The sequence below is a fragment of the Paraburkholderia dipogonis genome, from assembly GCF_042680985.1.
Taxonomy (GTDB): domain Bacteria; phylum Pseudomonadota; class Gammaproteobacteria; order Burkholderiales; family Burkholderiaceae; genus Paraburkholderia; species Paraburkholderia phytofirmans.
On sequence record NZ_JBHUFR010000027.1, the window covers coordinates 158947 to 171282 of the forward strand.

General features: G+C 57.9%; 11 protein-coding genes and 2 pseudogenes. 1 reads left to right on the top strand and 12 read right to left on the bottom strand.

The window, feature by feature from the left end:
* Positions 1-431: 431 nt before the first annotated feature.
* From ACFSNN_RS31570 to ACFSNN_RS31585, 4 genes are read right to left on the bottom strand one after another with little or no spacing between them, the layout of a single operon-like run.
* Positions 432-938, bottom strand: a complete 507-nt coding sequence (locus ACFSNN_RS31570; protein WP_134465877.1) for a Mov34/MPN/PAD-1 family protein — start codon at positions 936-938, stop codon at positions 432-434.
* Complete coding sequence (locus ACFSNN_RS31575; RefSeq protein WP_134465876.1) at positions 926-2569, bottom strand: ThiF family adenylyltransferase; 1644 nt, start codon at positions 2567-2569, stop codon at positions 926-928. The genes ACFSNN_RS31570 and ACFSNN_RS31575 overlap by 13 nt, the downstream gene beginning before the upstream one ends.
* Complete coding sequence (locus ACFSNN_RS31580; RefSeq protein ID WP_134465875.1) at positions 2566-3705, bottom strand: CBASS cGAMP synthase; 1140 nt, start codon at positions 3703-3705, stop codon at positions 2566-2568. Before ACFSNN_RS31580 ends, ACFSNN_RS31575 begins: the two co-directional genes overlap by 4 nt.
* Positions 3699-4712, bottom strand: a complete 1014-nt coding sequence (locus tag ACFSNN_RS31585; protein WP_134465874.1) for a CBASS cGAMP-activated phospholipase — start codon at positions 4710-4712, stop codon at positions 3699-3701. The genes ACFSNN_RS31580 and ACFSNN_RS31585 overlap by 7 nt, the downstream gene beginning before the upstream one ends.
* An 87-nt stretch (positions 4713-4799) precedes the next feature.
* Here ACFSNN_RS31585 and ACFSNN_RS31590 point away from each other — a divergent pair, with 87 nt between their 5' ends.
* Positions 4800-5708 (top strand): helix-turn-helix transcriptional regulator, encoded by a 909-nt coding sequence (locus ACFSNN_RS31590; protein ID WP_134465873.1) that lies wholly within the window; start codon positions 4800-4802, stop codon positions 5706-5708.
* A gap of 154 nt (positions 5709-5862) precedes the next feature.
* Here ACFSNN_RS31590 and ACFSNN_RS31595 read toward each other — a convergent pair whose 3' ends face one another.
* The 8 genes and pseudogenes from ACFSNN_RS31595 to ACFSNN_RS31630 all read right to left on the bottom strand — a co-directional run.
* On the bottom strand, positions 5863-6471 hold the full coding sequence (locus ACFSNN_RS31595) for a Cap15 family cyclic dinucleotide receptor domain-containing protein (protein ID WP_134465872.1): 609 nt from the start codon (positions 6469-6471) through the stop codon (positions 5863-5865).
* A gap of 693 nt (positions 6472-7164) precedes the next feature.
* Positions 7165-8322 (bottom strand): PDDEXK nuclease domain-containing protein, encoded by a 1158-nt coding sequence (locus ACFSNN_RS31600; RefSeq protein WP_134465871.1) that lies wholly within the window; start codon positions 8320-8322, stop codon positions 7165-7167.
* A pseudogene (locus tag ACFSNN_RS31605) lies at positions 8319-8596 on the bottom strand (HU family DNA-binding protein). The gene ACFSNN_RS31600 and the pseudogene ACFSNN_RS31605 overlap by 4 nt, the downstream one beginning before the upstream one ends.
* A 146-nt stretch (positions 8597-8742) precedes the next feature.
* Complete coding sequence (locus tag ACFSNN_RS31610) at positions 8743-9462, bottom strand: DUF5677 domain-containing protein (RefSeq protein ID WP_134465870.1); 720 nt, start codon at positions 9460-9462, stop codon at positions 8743-8745.
* Positions 9463-9574: 112 nt separating this feature from the next.
* Positions 9575-9895: a hypothetical protein gene (locus ACFSNN_RS31615; protein ID WP_134465869.1), complete on the bottom strand. Its 321-nt coding sequence runs from the start codon at positions 9893-9895 to the stop codon at positions 9575-9577.
* Between the two features lie 82 nt (positions 9896-9977).
* Positions 9978-10394, bottom strand: a complete 417-nt coding sequence (locus ACFSNN_RS31620) for a type II toxin-antitoxin system VapC family toxin (RefSeq protein WP_134465868.1) — start codon at positions 10392-10394, stop codon at positions 9978-9980.
* Positions 10381-10614: a FitA-like ribbon-helix-helix domain-containing protein gene (locus ACFSNN_RS31625; protein WP_134466418.1), complete on the bottom strand. Its 234-nt coding sequence runs from the start codon at positions 10612-10614 to the stop codon at positions 10381-10383. Before ACFSNN_RS31625 ends, ACFSNN_RS31620 begins: the two co-directional genes overlap by 14 nt.
* A 647-nt stretch (positions 10615-11261) precedes the next feature.
* Positions 11262-12287, bottom strand: a pseudogene (locus ACFSNN_RS31630) (tyrosine-type recombinase/integrase); the annotation flags it as partial.
* Between the last annotated feature and the right edge of the window lie 49 nt (positions 12288-12336).

Sequence of the window (12336 nt, forward strand, 5' to 3'; positions counted from 1 at the left end):
GATGCTATAAGCTTTGTTCGCCTAGAACGAACCAACGGACACTGATGTCGATGCAGCCTTGCTCGTCGACTTCCCGGTCGCGGAGGACGACGTGACAAGATTGTTGGCAGCGTGGGACTTGAGCGGTTTGGTCGCAGCGCGTTGCTGCGGTCGCTGGCTATCGTCAAAAAGCCCAAAGGGAGGGACTCGATACGAGACTGCTGGTCCACGTCGAGCTAAAGGCGCGGGCGTCATAAATCTCCGAGTTGTGACTGCTGACGACAGCGGTCGGCTTCTTCCGACGCGCCAGATACGCGGATGTCGAGCAGACGACTACACCTGCGGAAGCGCAGGTGAGTCCCCACAGTTTGCGCAACTGTGTCCAACGAGCGCCTTCTGCATGAAGCCGACACAGTGAGATGCGGTTTAAATAGTTCGCATCGGCCGCAAATTCAAGTATTAGCGCTTTTCGGTACGCCATCCGCCAACAAGCAATCCAAAGGGACATGCGCATTTCCGTGTGTCAGTAGTGCGACGTAGAGTTGCTCAGTTCCGATGATGACTGCGAGCAGCGGCGACTCGTCCGATGTCTCCCGCGAATGCTGCTGCCACTGCTTGACATCTACGCGGGACGGCGACGGGCACGTCTCAGGATGTGAATGCCACTCACCCAAATATCCAACCTCCCGACGCGACGCCTTCCACAACTCAATCGCCTGTTCCTGATGTCCGCAGCTTTCTCGGACAAACGATGTGCGAGTGCGCTTATCCGTCCGCAGAGGCTGCGTCGCGTGCACAACTTCGAAATGTTTGCCCCGGCGCCTGCCGAGCAATACGCCGCCCGCTTCCGTTTGGCCGGGGAGGAGTTGGCGATAGGCGTTAAAGGTCGCGATGACGGCTTCCGAAAATAGCACCATCACCCGCCGGTCAGGTGTCGCCCAAGAATCTACGTCCTGCATGCCGGGCAGGAGGCTTGTCGCTTTGCATCAACATCTTCACTACCAGGCCGAAGGCCAGTGTCAAGCACGCGGGTTCGAAGCCGAGGAGAGACGACTCCGTTTATCCAGTCGACCGTCATCTCCGCACCCAGACAGGCGGCCTGCATGGAGGCAGTAGCAGGAAACGGGACGTACAGGCTTTCGCATCCATGGCCTGCGAACCTCGCCGGCAAGTCGCCGTCAACGACGCGATAGATGGGAGTTCGGTCGACCGTTTTCAGGCAACGCACGCATGCAGCGCGTGGGGAGTCCCGCAGCAGCGCCCGCACTGCCGTCCCGGGCCCTTCAATCCACACGGAAAGCGAGGGACGAAATGCCGTGCCGGACAATCTTTGCGCTAGAAGATGTCCCAAAGCTTCCTCGCCTGTCGCGTCAATCACGAAATCTACCGCTGACAAATCAACATTCATCGCATCGGCCGGCAACGGACGGAAGGTGGCCGAGGGTGCACTTCGTGTCAGTTCCTCTGCGAGCGCTGCTGACTTGCTGTGGAATAGGTGATTCATCCCGAGCCGGTGTCGGCCTATGTTCTGAGGTAGGAGAATGTCGAAGTCCACCAGCGCGAGTTCGCCACCACCGGTACCCGCTCCCGCCTTTGCCAGGCTCTCAGCGAGATATCCACCTATAGTGCCGCATCCAATCAGTGCGATTCGCTTACCGGCAAGCGTTCGCCGCCCCGGCGTATTCCGCTGCGCAAGGTATGCATCGTCCATCCGGAAGCACGCCATTGGCAACACGGCGCTCTGGTAGGCCAGTTGCAACGGTGAGCATTTGTGAGTTTGTTTTTTCGCCTTGCGGTCGAACGCCACCGCGAAGGCGTATTTGAATTTTGGCGACTCAACCACACAAAGTACTCCGTTGGCGCCAGTCTTTGCCTCTGCGTGAATTACCGTCTCGAGCTTTTTGCGGGTCTGCCTGTCGAGCGCAGCTTGCCATCGCAACAAATCCGCTACCGTGCGGGGCGGCCATTGGTCTTGCATCGCACGGGGTGCCGCAGCCGTCACGACGCGACGCACGCTTACAGCGCGATTCTCGTCGACTGTCAGTCCGCAGGCCGTCAGCTTTACGATAGTCGCCGGTACGTTGTCCGTGACAGCAGTCATCGGACGGGCCCCGTCTGCGCTCTTGAGGACGACCGCACGAACTGGTCGATTCGAACCCTCGTCGAAGTCGAGAAGGCAAAAGCCTTCCGCTGGCCAGCACGCAAAAAATTCTTCCTCTAGGTCTGCGGTCAATTCGCCACGAAGTATTTGCCCGAGGACAAGCTGCGCCCGCTCAACGCAGGCAAGAACCTGTCCACCCTGGTCGAACACGTCGAGGGTTATGGAGGTCGACGCAGCGTAGCAAAGACTTCCCGATGCCGAGACATGAGGGGCGACCGGCTTGAGTGAATCGGGAATCGGAGTAAGGGAAATCCGCGGCAATGCCTGTCCGATAGGGTCGACGTCGAGTCTGACAGGATAGTCGACGCCGTCAACGTGCAGCGGACCTTCGAACGTATACCACCTGTCGAGGCTTCGCCCCCTGTACGTGAACCCTCGCGTCGCAAGCGAACGGGATATGCGGGCACCGCTCGTGTCGTCGGCGTTCATCCTGCCTGGTTCCGTCCCACCAGCGGCGATGCCGCGGCGCTCGCCGGAACCGCCAGAACAGTAGCTGCCGCTGTTGTCACCTTCACCCGCAGTGGAGCGTTCGGAAATCTCTGGCCGAACTGGTCGACTATCCACGTGCACGCCTGGCTGGAGTTGCTGCTGTTAAGTGCGCCGCGCAGGTAGACCTCCAAGCGCCCGAACCTTTTAGCAGCATCCTCTACCCCCTCGGCACCAAGGCGGTCTGTCAACGATTCGTTGGCATCGACAGGGTTGCAGACGCCTTCACGAAGCGCCGTGGGCAACTTTTCGACCACGTCGAGCAATGCAAGGTCGTCGCGCCGGTCTCTCGCCTCAAATATCGGGGCTGATGCCGCCATCAGAAGAATGGAAGAAGGTCCTCCCGCGCTCCATTGCCAGTCACGAAATCCCTTCAGGTATCGAACCGTCCGCCGGTACTGCTCGCCATGCCGTTCTACCTCGTCAAGAAACCACGTCTTCACCGGCCGGGGGTCGGACTTGACCCAGTCGTCTTCGCGGTGCGCCAAAAGCACGTGGTCGCGCGGCAAAGCCGTCCAGGCATCGCGCTCGGCACGGTCCATCGCAGCATCCAGCGACAGGTAGCCGTAGACGCTCGATGCTGCTTTCTGGAGTGTTTCGAACTCGTCGTCAGGTATGGCGTACAGCGGTACGTCAACGTGCGCAAAAGAAGCTATCTCGATGCGGATGCAAGTTGGTTTGTCCGTGACAAGCTTCCAGCCACGTTGCCTGACCAGCGGCAGTAACGCGAGTTCGGCTGCAGCGAAAAAGATATTGCTGGCGACGCTCGGTCTCACCTTTTGCGATACGAAACTAAGAGGCAGGTATGCACCGTCATCAATATCGGCCTGCTGTGGATGCTGGGCGGGCGCATTGATGGTCTTGTACGCCCATGAGCCCTGCGTGAAAAATCTGGGGCGCACTGCCGGGCCCGTATATCCATGCGCACGCAAGACCTTGAGCAGCTCTTCCCGCAGACACATGCGGACCGCAGACTTTGCCTCTGCGATGAAAGTGCGTCGATTGTCCGAAAGGTCCATGTTGGCGAGCAACGTGGGAGCTTCGACGGTCGAGTGGAACAGCGAACTCAAGTTCAACATGAGACAACTCCCGCGCTTTTGTTAGGCCCGTGATAGAACGTTGGCGCCGCCGCCAGATGCGATTTAAAAACTGAAAATCTCGCATCCCCGAGTGTCCGACGCGCGGCTTGAGCGCCCCTGTCTCTAAGCACATTGGTCGCGCCGGCAGTCACTGCATCGAGCGAGGAAACGTCGCGACTCTGGTCCGGCGTCGCAAGGTCGTCGATACGGTAGTAACAGTCCCCGAGGACATGCGTGAGCATGGAGTCGACTGCACTTTCCTGGGCAGAGATTACGAGGTCGAACACTTTCGAGCCCCACCGGAATATCCCGCGGTCGAGCCCGGCAGAACCCCGAAGGGTCGCGCCAAGTGTCATAGTCCCCACTGAAAGCACGCGCACCGGCGTCTGCTCCCCGACGCAGAGAACCTTCGTAGCTTCGTGCAGCCCGAAGAATCCTGGAGAGTTTCCAACCAGGCCGCCGTCTGCGAACACCCCTTCGCCGTCGATTCGGTGCAGCGGAAAGTAGGTGGGTGCCGCCGCAGTCGCGAGACCGACATCGACCAACGTGCGGCGATAGTCCGTTTCGAATGCAGGCATATGCGGAGTCTTGAAGAACTGACCTTTGCCCGTGCTGTAATTGACCGCCGGAACGAGAACCCGATGTTTCAAGTCGCCGATGGTCGTAGAGCCGAGCCGCTCAGTGAGCACAGACCTAAGGCCGTCAGCGGAGTGTTTCGCCACTATCCACTTTCCAATCACACGTCGGACAAGGCTTCGTGCCCCGAAGATTCGCTTTCCGTCGTTGGCAAACATTGCCTCAAGTTCTGATGCCGGAATCTCTGCTGCGAGTCCCAACGCGAGCAGGCCACCAGCGGAGGTGCCGCAAATCAGGTCGAAATGCTTCGCGAGTGGCCGCCCAAGTGATTTTTCCAATGAACTCAGGACCGTCGCCGTGTAAAGCCCGCGATACCCCCCACCCGACAGGGCTAGGATGTGAAACGGCTTCGACCGGTCGGCTTCGTCCATGCTCTCGCGCCAATTTATATACGTAAATTAAATATACGCGTATTTTTTACACGCGTATACTTATTTTATTTGTGGCACACTCTGGCCATGAATACGCAAAGAGAGCAAAATCCCGCGACTGCTACGGGCGAGCCCAAAACCGGTTCACGTTGGGGCCAGGAGCGCCGGCTAGAATTTATCGATTTCCGCCTGCAATGGGATGAGCGGTTAAACCGCAGTGACATTACTGATTTCTTCGGCATCTCCGTTCCGCAGGCGTCGGCGGACATCGCTAAGTACCAGGAGCTACGCCCGGAGAATATGGAATACGACCGCAGTTCGAGGGTCTACGTCAAAACCAACCGTTTCTCGCCCCAATATCCGGTCAGCCATCCTTCTCGGTACCTCAACGAGTTGCTGGCCACTGCTACTGGTTTACTACCCAGAGACGCAACTTTCGTCGGTTGGTGGCCGTCAATAGCGGTAAGTCCACTTCCGAGTCGCGTGCTCGACGTTGACGTGCTGACAGCCGTGCTACGCGCTATTCGCGAGGGTAAAGGTCTTTGTATCAGCTACCAGTCGATGTCCCGCACAGAACCCAATAGCCGTGTGATGACACCCCATGCGCTAGCCTTCGACGGCTTTCGATGGCACGTTCGGGCCTATTGCCACACAAGAAGCCGATTCTTGGATTTCGTAATTGCACGGATACTGAAGGTCGAAGGCGAGGAGGCCGCCGGACTTGGGCACGGGGACGACGAGGAGTGGCACACCGCCGTCACGCTGAAGCTTGCTCCCAATCCGGCGCTCAGCGAAGCCAAGCGGCGCGTTGTGGAATTGGACTATGGAATGGTGCAAGGCCAGCTAGACCTAAATTGCAGGCAGGCGCTTCTGTTCTATACGCTTAAACAGTTAGGTCTTGATGCCACCGCGGGGGAAACACCCGAAGCCCAACAGATAGTGTTGAAGAACCGTGCTGAAGTGGACCGTTTCCGTCTTGATCGCGCCAGCGAATAGCCGCCTGCTCGGGCGGTAATCCAATGTCGGTTGCTCATCCTACGCGGCAAGTTCAATGAAGGTGCCTTGATGCTGTCATGCCCAACCGAGCCAGTGGGTAGTCAAGTCGAAGCGAGGGACACCTTTATATATGAACGCTACAACGCTTCTTTGGCTACCGGCTGCCTGCTCTTGTGAGTGAGAAGTGCCCCTTAGTGAGCCGGTCGGTAAAGTAGTTGCCGCTCAGCTCACCCTGTCCCGCATCCGAAAATTTTAGTAAAGCAGACCCGCGATACTCATTCTCTGAGTTGAGGTTCTTGTTCTTGGGGACAACGCGGTAGACGTAAAACAACTGAGGACGTCCCGACTCAGGGTCCTTTTTCGGATGAGCGATTAGTGTCTCCGAATCTGAACCCGGTGATACCACTTCCATACTCATGCTTGTCAAAGTTTGCTTTATCACGGCCTTTGCTTTCACGACACCTTGCTGTCCTTGTACGGGATTGTGCCAGTGAATTTCCATGTTCCAAGTGCCGTTTAGATTAGGGAACAAGACTTTGTTCAAGATGGCAACTCTCTGCCATATCGGCTTCCAAGCGAAGCGCAGCAGCGTGACCAGAAGAATATTTAATAGCGTTGCGCCCCCAAGTGCAACTCTCCAACCAGTTAGCAGGCTTGCCTCATCAGAATGCATCCAAATGAGCCCACTAATAATGCAGACTGTAGCGGCATAGATGACCGCGACGGCCACAAGTAAGCGATTCAGCGGCACAAGGCTTATCATTTCGTTCCCTCAAAGTGCACCTCTTTTCCATCTTGAAAAACAGCCAAGCCGAAACCGTTGCTGGCCACCCCGGTCGCCATAACAACAGGGAGAGCTGACCCGAATAGCGCTGCGAGATATCGCCCGCCGAACTGTCTACTCCAGTCAATCTCGGCGTCTGCGACAATCGGTGGCGAAAAGTACTGGGCTACCTTTATCAGCTTCCAGTTCGCTGACACAATGTGGAAGCCATCGTGGTATGTACTGTGAATCGACGAGAAAGAACACAGTAATGAGACCAAGTCGCCGGTCTCCGCGGGTGTGCTTACGGTCCTGAGTGGATGGATAGGAAGATCATCCACCGAATCACAAACGACAATCCCAATCCCGGAAAAATCAGCCCCAACGTTCTGCTTTACGTTTGCCAACGTATCCCGGAGTTTGCGCATTATTAGAATTTCACATTCCGACTCGGAACCTCGAAGTTGAGTGGTCATTGAATATGGTGGCCTGTTCAGGCATGGGGTAGTGGAGTTTGGACACGAAGCGTACCGCATTACTCGATGCCAAGCCCTACCCAGAACGCTTCGTTTACTTGGTAGAGGGCGTCAGCGGCGTTGTTCTCGATGGAGCCTTTGATAAGTCTCATATCGTATACCGATGCGCGGCCTCACGTTCACACGACCGGGATCTGTCGGGCCTCGGGACCAGATTTTACCCGGCCCCGGTACGCCGTTCCAGTTCCGCTGTAGTGCGCTCCAGCTCCTGCACGATCATCGCCTCATCTGGCAACACAGTCTGGTACTCTGCCGCGAGAATCTTGTTCGGTAGGTTGTCCAGCGCGTAGTGTGCCTCGGCCGCGCCTTTTTCTGCGCAAAGGATCAGACCGACAGGCGGATTCTCGCCCGGCTTCATCCAGTGCTCGCGCGCATAGTTCAGATAGAGATGCATCTGCCCTGCGTCAGCGTAGCTGAAGCGACCGACCTTGAGATCGATAATGACCAGGCATTTCAGACGTCGATGAAAAAACACCAGATCGACCCTGAACCACGTGTCGTCGATTCTCAGGCGGCGCTGCCGGCCGATGAAAGCAAAGTCGTCGCCTAGCTCTAGCAGGAAATCCGCCAGATGCTGGATCAGCGCCTCCTCAAGATCCGACTCTGAGTACTCGTCCTTGATGTCTAGAAACTCGAGGACGAACGGGTCGCGAATCGCCTCCTCCGGCGTGAGGAGATCACCCGGCTGGACATCGGCGGCTTTCCTGAGCAGGGCCGCCTTGTTGCGCGAAAGCGCCAGCCGTTCGTAAAGCTGGCTACTGATCTGGCGGTCGAGCTGGCGCACCGACCAGCCTTCGCGCAACGCCTCTGTTTCATAGAAAGCGCGAGCGGTCGCCGTCTTCACTGAAAGCAGGCGTACGTAAGCGGACCACGGCAACGTAAAACGGGTGGCTAGCGCCATGTAATCGGGCGCCGTTGCCATGCCGTCGACGACGTCCTTCGCCGGCAGCGATTTTCCAGACGGTGTCTGGGCATTTTCAGGAACGGCTGATTTTCCAGACACTGTCTGGAAAATCTCCGCCGCCGGCCATGCGAAATAGAAGGCACGCATGTTGGCCAGATTGGCCTTGCCGAATCCGCGTCCGAAACGGTGGGTCAGGTCGTCCGCGAGCCGGGCGATCAACGCCTGTCCGTAGCCGGCGCGCGCCTGGCCGCCCTGCTCACTGGCGACGATCCGCCGCCCGATCTCCCAGTAGGCGGCGGTCATCACAGCATTGACGTTACGTGCCGCCGTGCGCCGCGCCGACTCAACAACGCTGACTACTTCTTTATGCAGCCCCGCGTAATCGCCGGGCGCGATCACGTCCTTCGTCATGACGCGTTGACGGCATCCTTGAATGCCTTGCCCACAGTGAAGTTCACGGTCTTCGCGGCAGGGATCTGGATCTCAGCGCCCGTGGCCGGGTTGCGGCCAACCCGCGCGGCGCGGGCGCCCGTCGAAAAGGAGTCGAAGCCGATCAACTGCACAGTTTCCCCTTCGTCAACTCACCGGTGACAGCGGCTATCATCGCGTCGATCGTCTCGCCCATCGCGACCGTGCTATCTCCGGTCTTCGCGGCGACGGCGTCTACCAGTTCCTGCTTGTTCATTTTTTCCTCGTTGAGTAACTGACGATGTCACCACCCTACCCGACCGGCGCGTCTCCGCGCAATGGGCAGGCAGCTGCGCTGGAATCACAACACCCCAATAAACCATCCAGAGCGATTCGCTGTCGCCGGTCGTATGAGACGTTCGGCTAGCCCAACACCGGTGCCATCTCCGTATCTCCAATCGAGAGACATTCTCGAGCCAGCTTAAATACCTCATCGAGATGCGCATCTGAAGGGCCAAAGCGCAGGTCGAAGGGAGACTCGCCAAACGACTGTGCCGCAGTCGCCAACGATGGGTGCGCAGCAATGAGTGAAAGTGTCCGGTATGACGCGTGATACAAAAACTCTAGATTCGCGATTTCAGCAGCTCCATGCGCGGAAATATCTCCATCAATCGTGGACGCGGATTCGATGAAGGATTGAACGTTGGCTTGATTCTCCGGATTCAGAGCATCGAAGTTGTCTTTATGCTGCGAAATCGCTTTCGCCTGCTTTTGCATCTCCTTGTTCTGCTTCGCGATCATCTTATCCAACACATCGGGTTGTTTGACGAGGGCGACCGAGAGAAACAAGTTTTCGAGTGCGCTCCGCAACAAAATTTGAGCCTCGAGCCCCAACCCTCGTTCCGCGAGAAGAATCGACGATTGGCACGCGGTTATGCAGCGGGCCCATAGAGCGATTGCAACCGGAGTTGCTTTGTCACGAGCGACCGATCGTACTGCGTGCAAACGCGTCGTAGCAACTGCTGACGCGCGTTCACAATCCGCCAACAGCAAAGCATACTTGACTCGGAAGTTTGAGCGATAGTTTTCGATTTCGGGCGAAAGAAAGCCCGCCACTTCAATGCTTGGGACTTCGGTTTTCATACCTATTTTTTCCTTGTCGCTCGGCCGAGGCCGCTTTTCCGATTTGATAACACTCACTGCAGAATGAGTCCGCCTTGCGATCCTCTCGACGATGTGCGCCGAGTGGTCGGCATCAAGGAACCAAATTCCACCCTAGCGTCACCACCACGTCATCCGAGCCGAGATAGCGTTCGAACTGCGAAAAGAAAGGCGTGACGCGATTAGGTGCATTGATTTCGTCCATACTTGAGTTGAGACGAGGGATTTGAAGATCACGGGCGTCCGTCAGCTCTTGATCCGTGATGTCCATATCAGTCAAGTCTTTGCCCGTTAGCAGCATTTTCTCGCCGCCACTCGTGTGGCCTTTCGAGATCAGCTTCGTCATCAAAGTGAGCACGTTTTCGGGCAAGTGCATGTTTGACGCTGACAGATCCGCGATGAAAGAAGATTCCATGCTGCACATCCTTTTTTATTGGTTTGCGTTTGCCGACGCTACGTTTTTGCAAACGATCACTGTGAAACCAAGCCGCTTTTGCTTAGTCGAAGGGATTCAACAACCGGACCCCTGTTCCTGCAAAGTCATCGACGTTGCGTGTAACAACGGTCAGGTCATGAATCAACGCCGTGGCCGCAATCAGTTTGTCCAAAGCATGCTCCGGATGCGGGACCCGGAGCCGTCCCCATAGTTGGCCGATTTCCTCGTCCACTGACAGAACGTTCTGGGCATAGCCAGCCATGATTCTCACAAGCCAGTCTTCCAGGATTGTCGCCTGCTGCGTGTCGCCCCTGTAGCGGATCAGTTCAACGCCGCGGCGCAATTCCGCAACGGTAACTACCGACAAGTAAATATCGCTGTCGTCACGCACCGCTTGGCGGAAGAACGCACGCACCCCTTTGTTCGAGCGGTCACGCTTTCGGACCTCGCTGATAACGTTCGTATCAACCAAATACACGCGATGCCTCGCCGTCATCGATGCGTTCAAAATCCGAATCCGCGCCGACGTTCGGAATACCCGTCAACACTTCCGCAAAGCTCTTACGCTTGGGCTTTCGCAGCGCCTTTGCCAGTATTTCGCGATGCTCCGCTTCGGCGCTACGGCCATGCGCAGCCGCCAACTCGCGTAGACTCTGAACCAGAGCGTCGTCCACGTTACGCACCAAAAGATTTGCCATTGCAGTACCTCCAGTGATATTGCTATCAATGATAGCAATCAGGTGGAGAATTGCAAGCATTGCTATCACCGAAAGCCTCGTGCGGTGATATCGGCTCGCCAGGTGATTTCTTCAGTCCCATTCCAACCGATCGAACGCCGATATCTTCTCCCGCTGTTCATGCGCTGTGACGTCCAGATAGAGCTAGACGTGTTCGAGATGGGAGTGCCCGAGCCATAACTGAACGGTATCTAGCGAGTGTGCCGGTGCGACAAGGCGGCTCGCAAATCTTCGTAGGCCACCATGGCTGCTATAACCGGCAATCAAGCCAGCAGAACGGCAGAGACTAGTGACATAGCTTTGAAGACTGTCGGCCACGAGATATTCGAACGCCTCTCCATTGAAGCTGACCAGCCGCCTGACGCTCAATTCGAACGCGCTACCTTTCTGCGTGAGGATCAGCCGCCAGTGGGACATGAGACCGCGATACTTGCGTCGATCCAGAGCCGACCCGGCACCGCGTCGGCACCGCCATTCGATATGCCAATTGAACGCGGCGATTGTGCTAGGTATAACAACAGGACGTGGGTTTTTGGTCGGACCAAGTCGGAACGGTAACAGACCGTCGGCCCGGTTGATCTCATTGCTCGCCAATACCGTCCCGGCATTCATTTGTCCCCAAACGCGCCAGCGATCTGCCGCGCCCGCCTGACGTCGTCGCCATGCAGGTAAATGGATGTTGTCGAGATCGAGGCATGACGGAGGTTGTCGCGCACCGTAGTCAGATCGGCACCCTTTGCGAGCGCGTGAGTGGCGTGCGTGTGCCTCATCCAGTGAGGACTCGCCTGCCTCAGTTTTTGTGCAACTGCCGGCCTGTCAGCTTCGGCGAGGTCGGCGGCTCCGGCAAAGAACCGCTGCAGCACGGTCCAGAGTCGCGCGCTGGTGATGCACACTGCAGCGTCCTCAGCGAGACTCGCGATCAACGGCGTGTCCGGTCGCCAGCGGCTGGGCGTCACCGGTAGCTGACGCTCGACCAGGTGACGATCAAGCGCCGTGCGGGCGAGCGGCGGCAAGGCGACCCTGGCCACCTTGCGCCCTTTCCCGACGACCTTGAGCCAGTGGTCGCCGTGTGCGTCGGTCTCGATATCGCCGAGCGTTGCGCCCACCAGTTCGCTCGCGCGCAGACCCGTCGCATAGCCGATGTCCAGCACGAAGCGCATTCGCTGTGCCGCCTCCGGTCCCCAGCCATAAGACCACTCGAGGCCGTCGGCAATTGCCCGGATCAGCAGCCATTCCCCTTCAGTAAAGACATGCGACGTGTTGAGCACGCCTGCGCGGGCGCTCCCCCGCACCTTGACACCGGCAAACGGATTTACGAGCAGATACCGCTGCTCGATGAGCCACCGGAACAGCGCGCCCAGCACGGACAGCGCATGGGCGGCCGAGCGCGCCGACAGGCCGCCGGAGAACGGGCGCCAGTCAGGCGCGCCGCGTGGCCGGACCGGTCCCATCCAGCGTTCCCGCGGGGTCGGTCGGCGCAGGAACGAGCGGTACGCCACCGCGTCCTCCGTGGTGAGCGACGACAGCGCCCGCCCCCTCTCGACGATCGCCCACAGGATCAGGCGCTCGACCTCCTTGCGGTACGCGCGCTGTGTGGCCGGCGACTCGTGCAGCGACAGCCACGCCTTATGCGCAAGTCAGTAACGATTCTCTGATACTCGCAGGCTGTGTTAAAGCGGACAC

Excerpts from the sequence above, each read along its gene's own strand:
- ACFSNN_RS31570 (WP_134465877.1), bottom strand. The coding sequence starts at position 938 with ATGCAGGACGTAGATTCTTGGGCGACACCTGACCGGCGGGTGATGGTG.
- ACFSNN_RS31575 (WP_134465876.1), bottom strand. The coding sequence starts at position 2,569 with ATGAACGCCGACGACACGAGCGGTGCCCGCATATCCCGTTCGCTTGCG.
- ACFSNN_RS31580 (WP_134465875.1), bottom strand. The coding sequence starts at position 3,705 with ATGTTGAACTTGAGTTCGCTGTTCCACTCGACCGTCGAAGCTCCCACG.
- ACFSNN_RS31585 (WP_134465874.1), bottom strand. The coding sequence starts at position 4,712 with ATGGACGAAGCCGACCGGTCGAAGCCGTTTCACATCCTAGCCCTGTCG.
- ACFSNN_RS31590 (WP_134465873.1), top strand. The coding sequence starts at position 4,800 with ATGAATACGCAAAGAGAGCAAAATCCCGCGACTGCTACGGGCGAGCCC.
- ACFSNN_RS31595 (WP_134465872.1), bottom strand. The coding sequence starts at position 6,471 with ATGATAAGCCTTGTGCCGCTGAATCGCTTACTTGTGGCCGTCGCGGTC.
- ACFSNN_RS31600 (WP_134465871.1), bottom strand. The coding sequence starts at position 8,322 with ATGACGAAGGACGTGATCGCGCCCGGCGATTACGCGGGGCTGCATAAA.
- ACFSNN_RS31610 (WP_134465870.1), bottom strand. The coding sequence starts at position 9,462 with ATGAAAACCGAAGTCCCAAGCATTGAAGTGGCGGGCTTTCTTTCGCCC.
- ACFSNN_RS31615 (WP_134465869.1), bottom strand. The coding sequence starts at position 9,895 with ATGGAATCTTCTTTCATCGCGGATCTGTCAGCGTCAAACATGCACTTG.
- ACFSNN_RS31625 (WP_134466418.1), bottom strand. The coding sequence starts at position 10,614 with ATGGCAAATCTTTTGGTGCGTAACGTGGACGACGCTCTGGTTCAGAGT.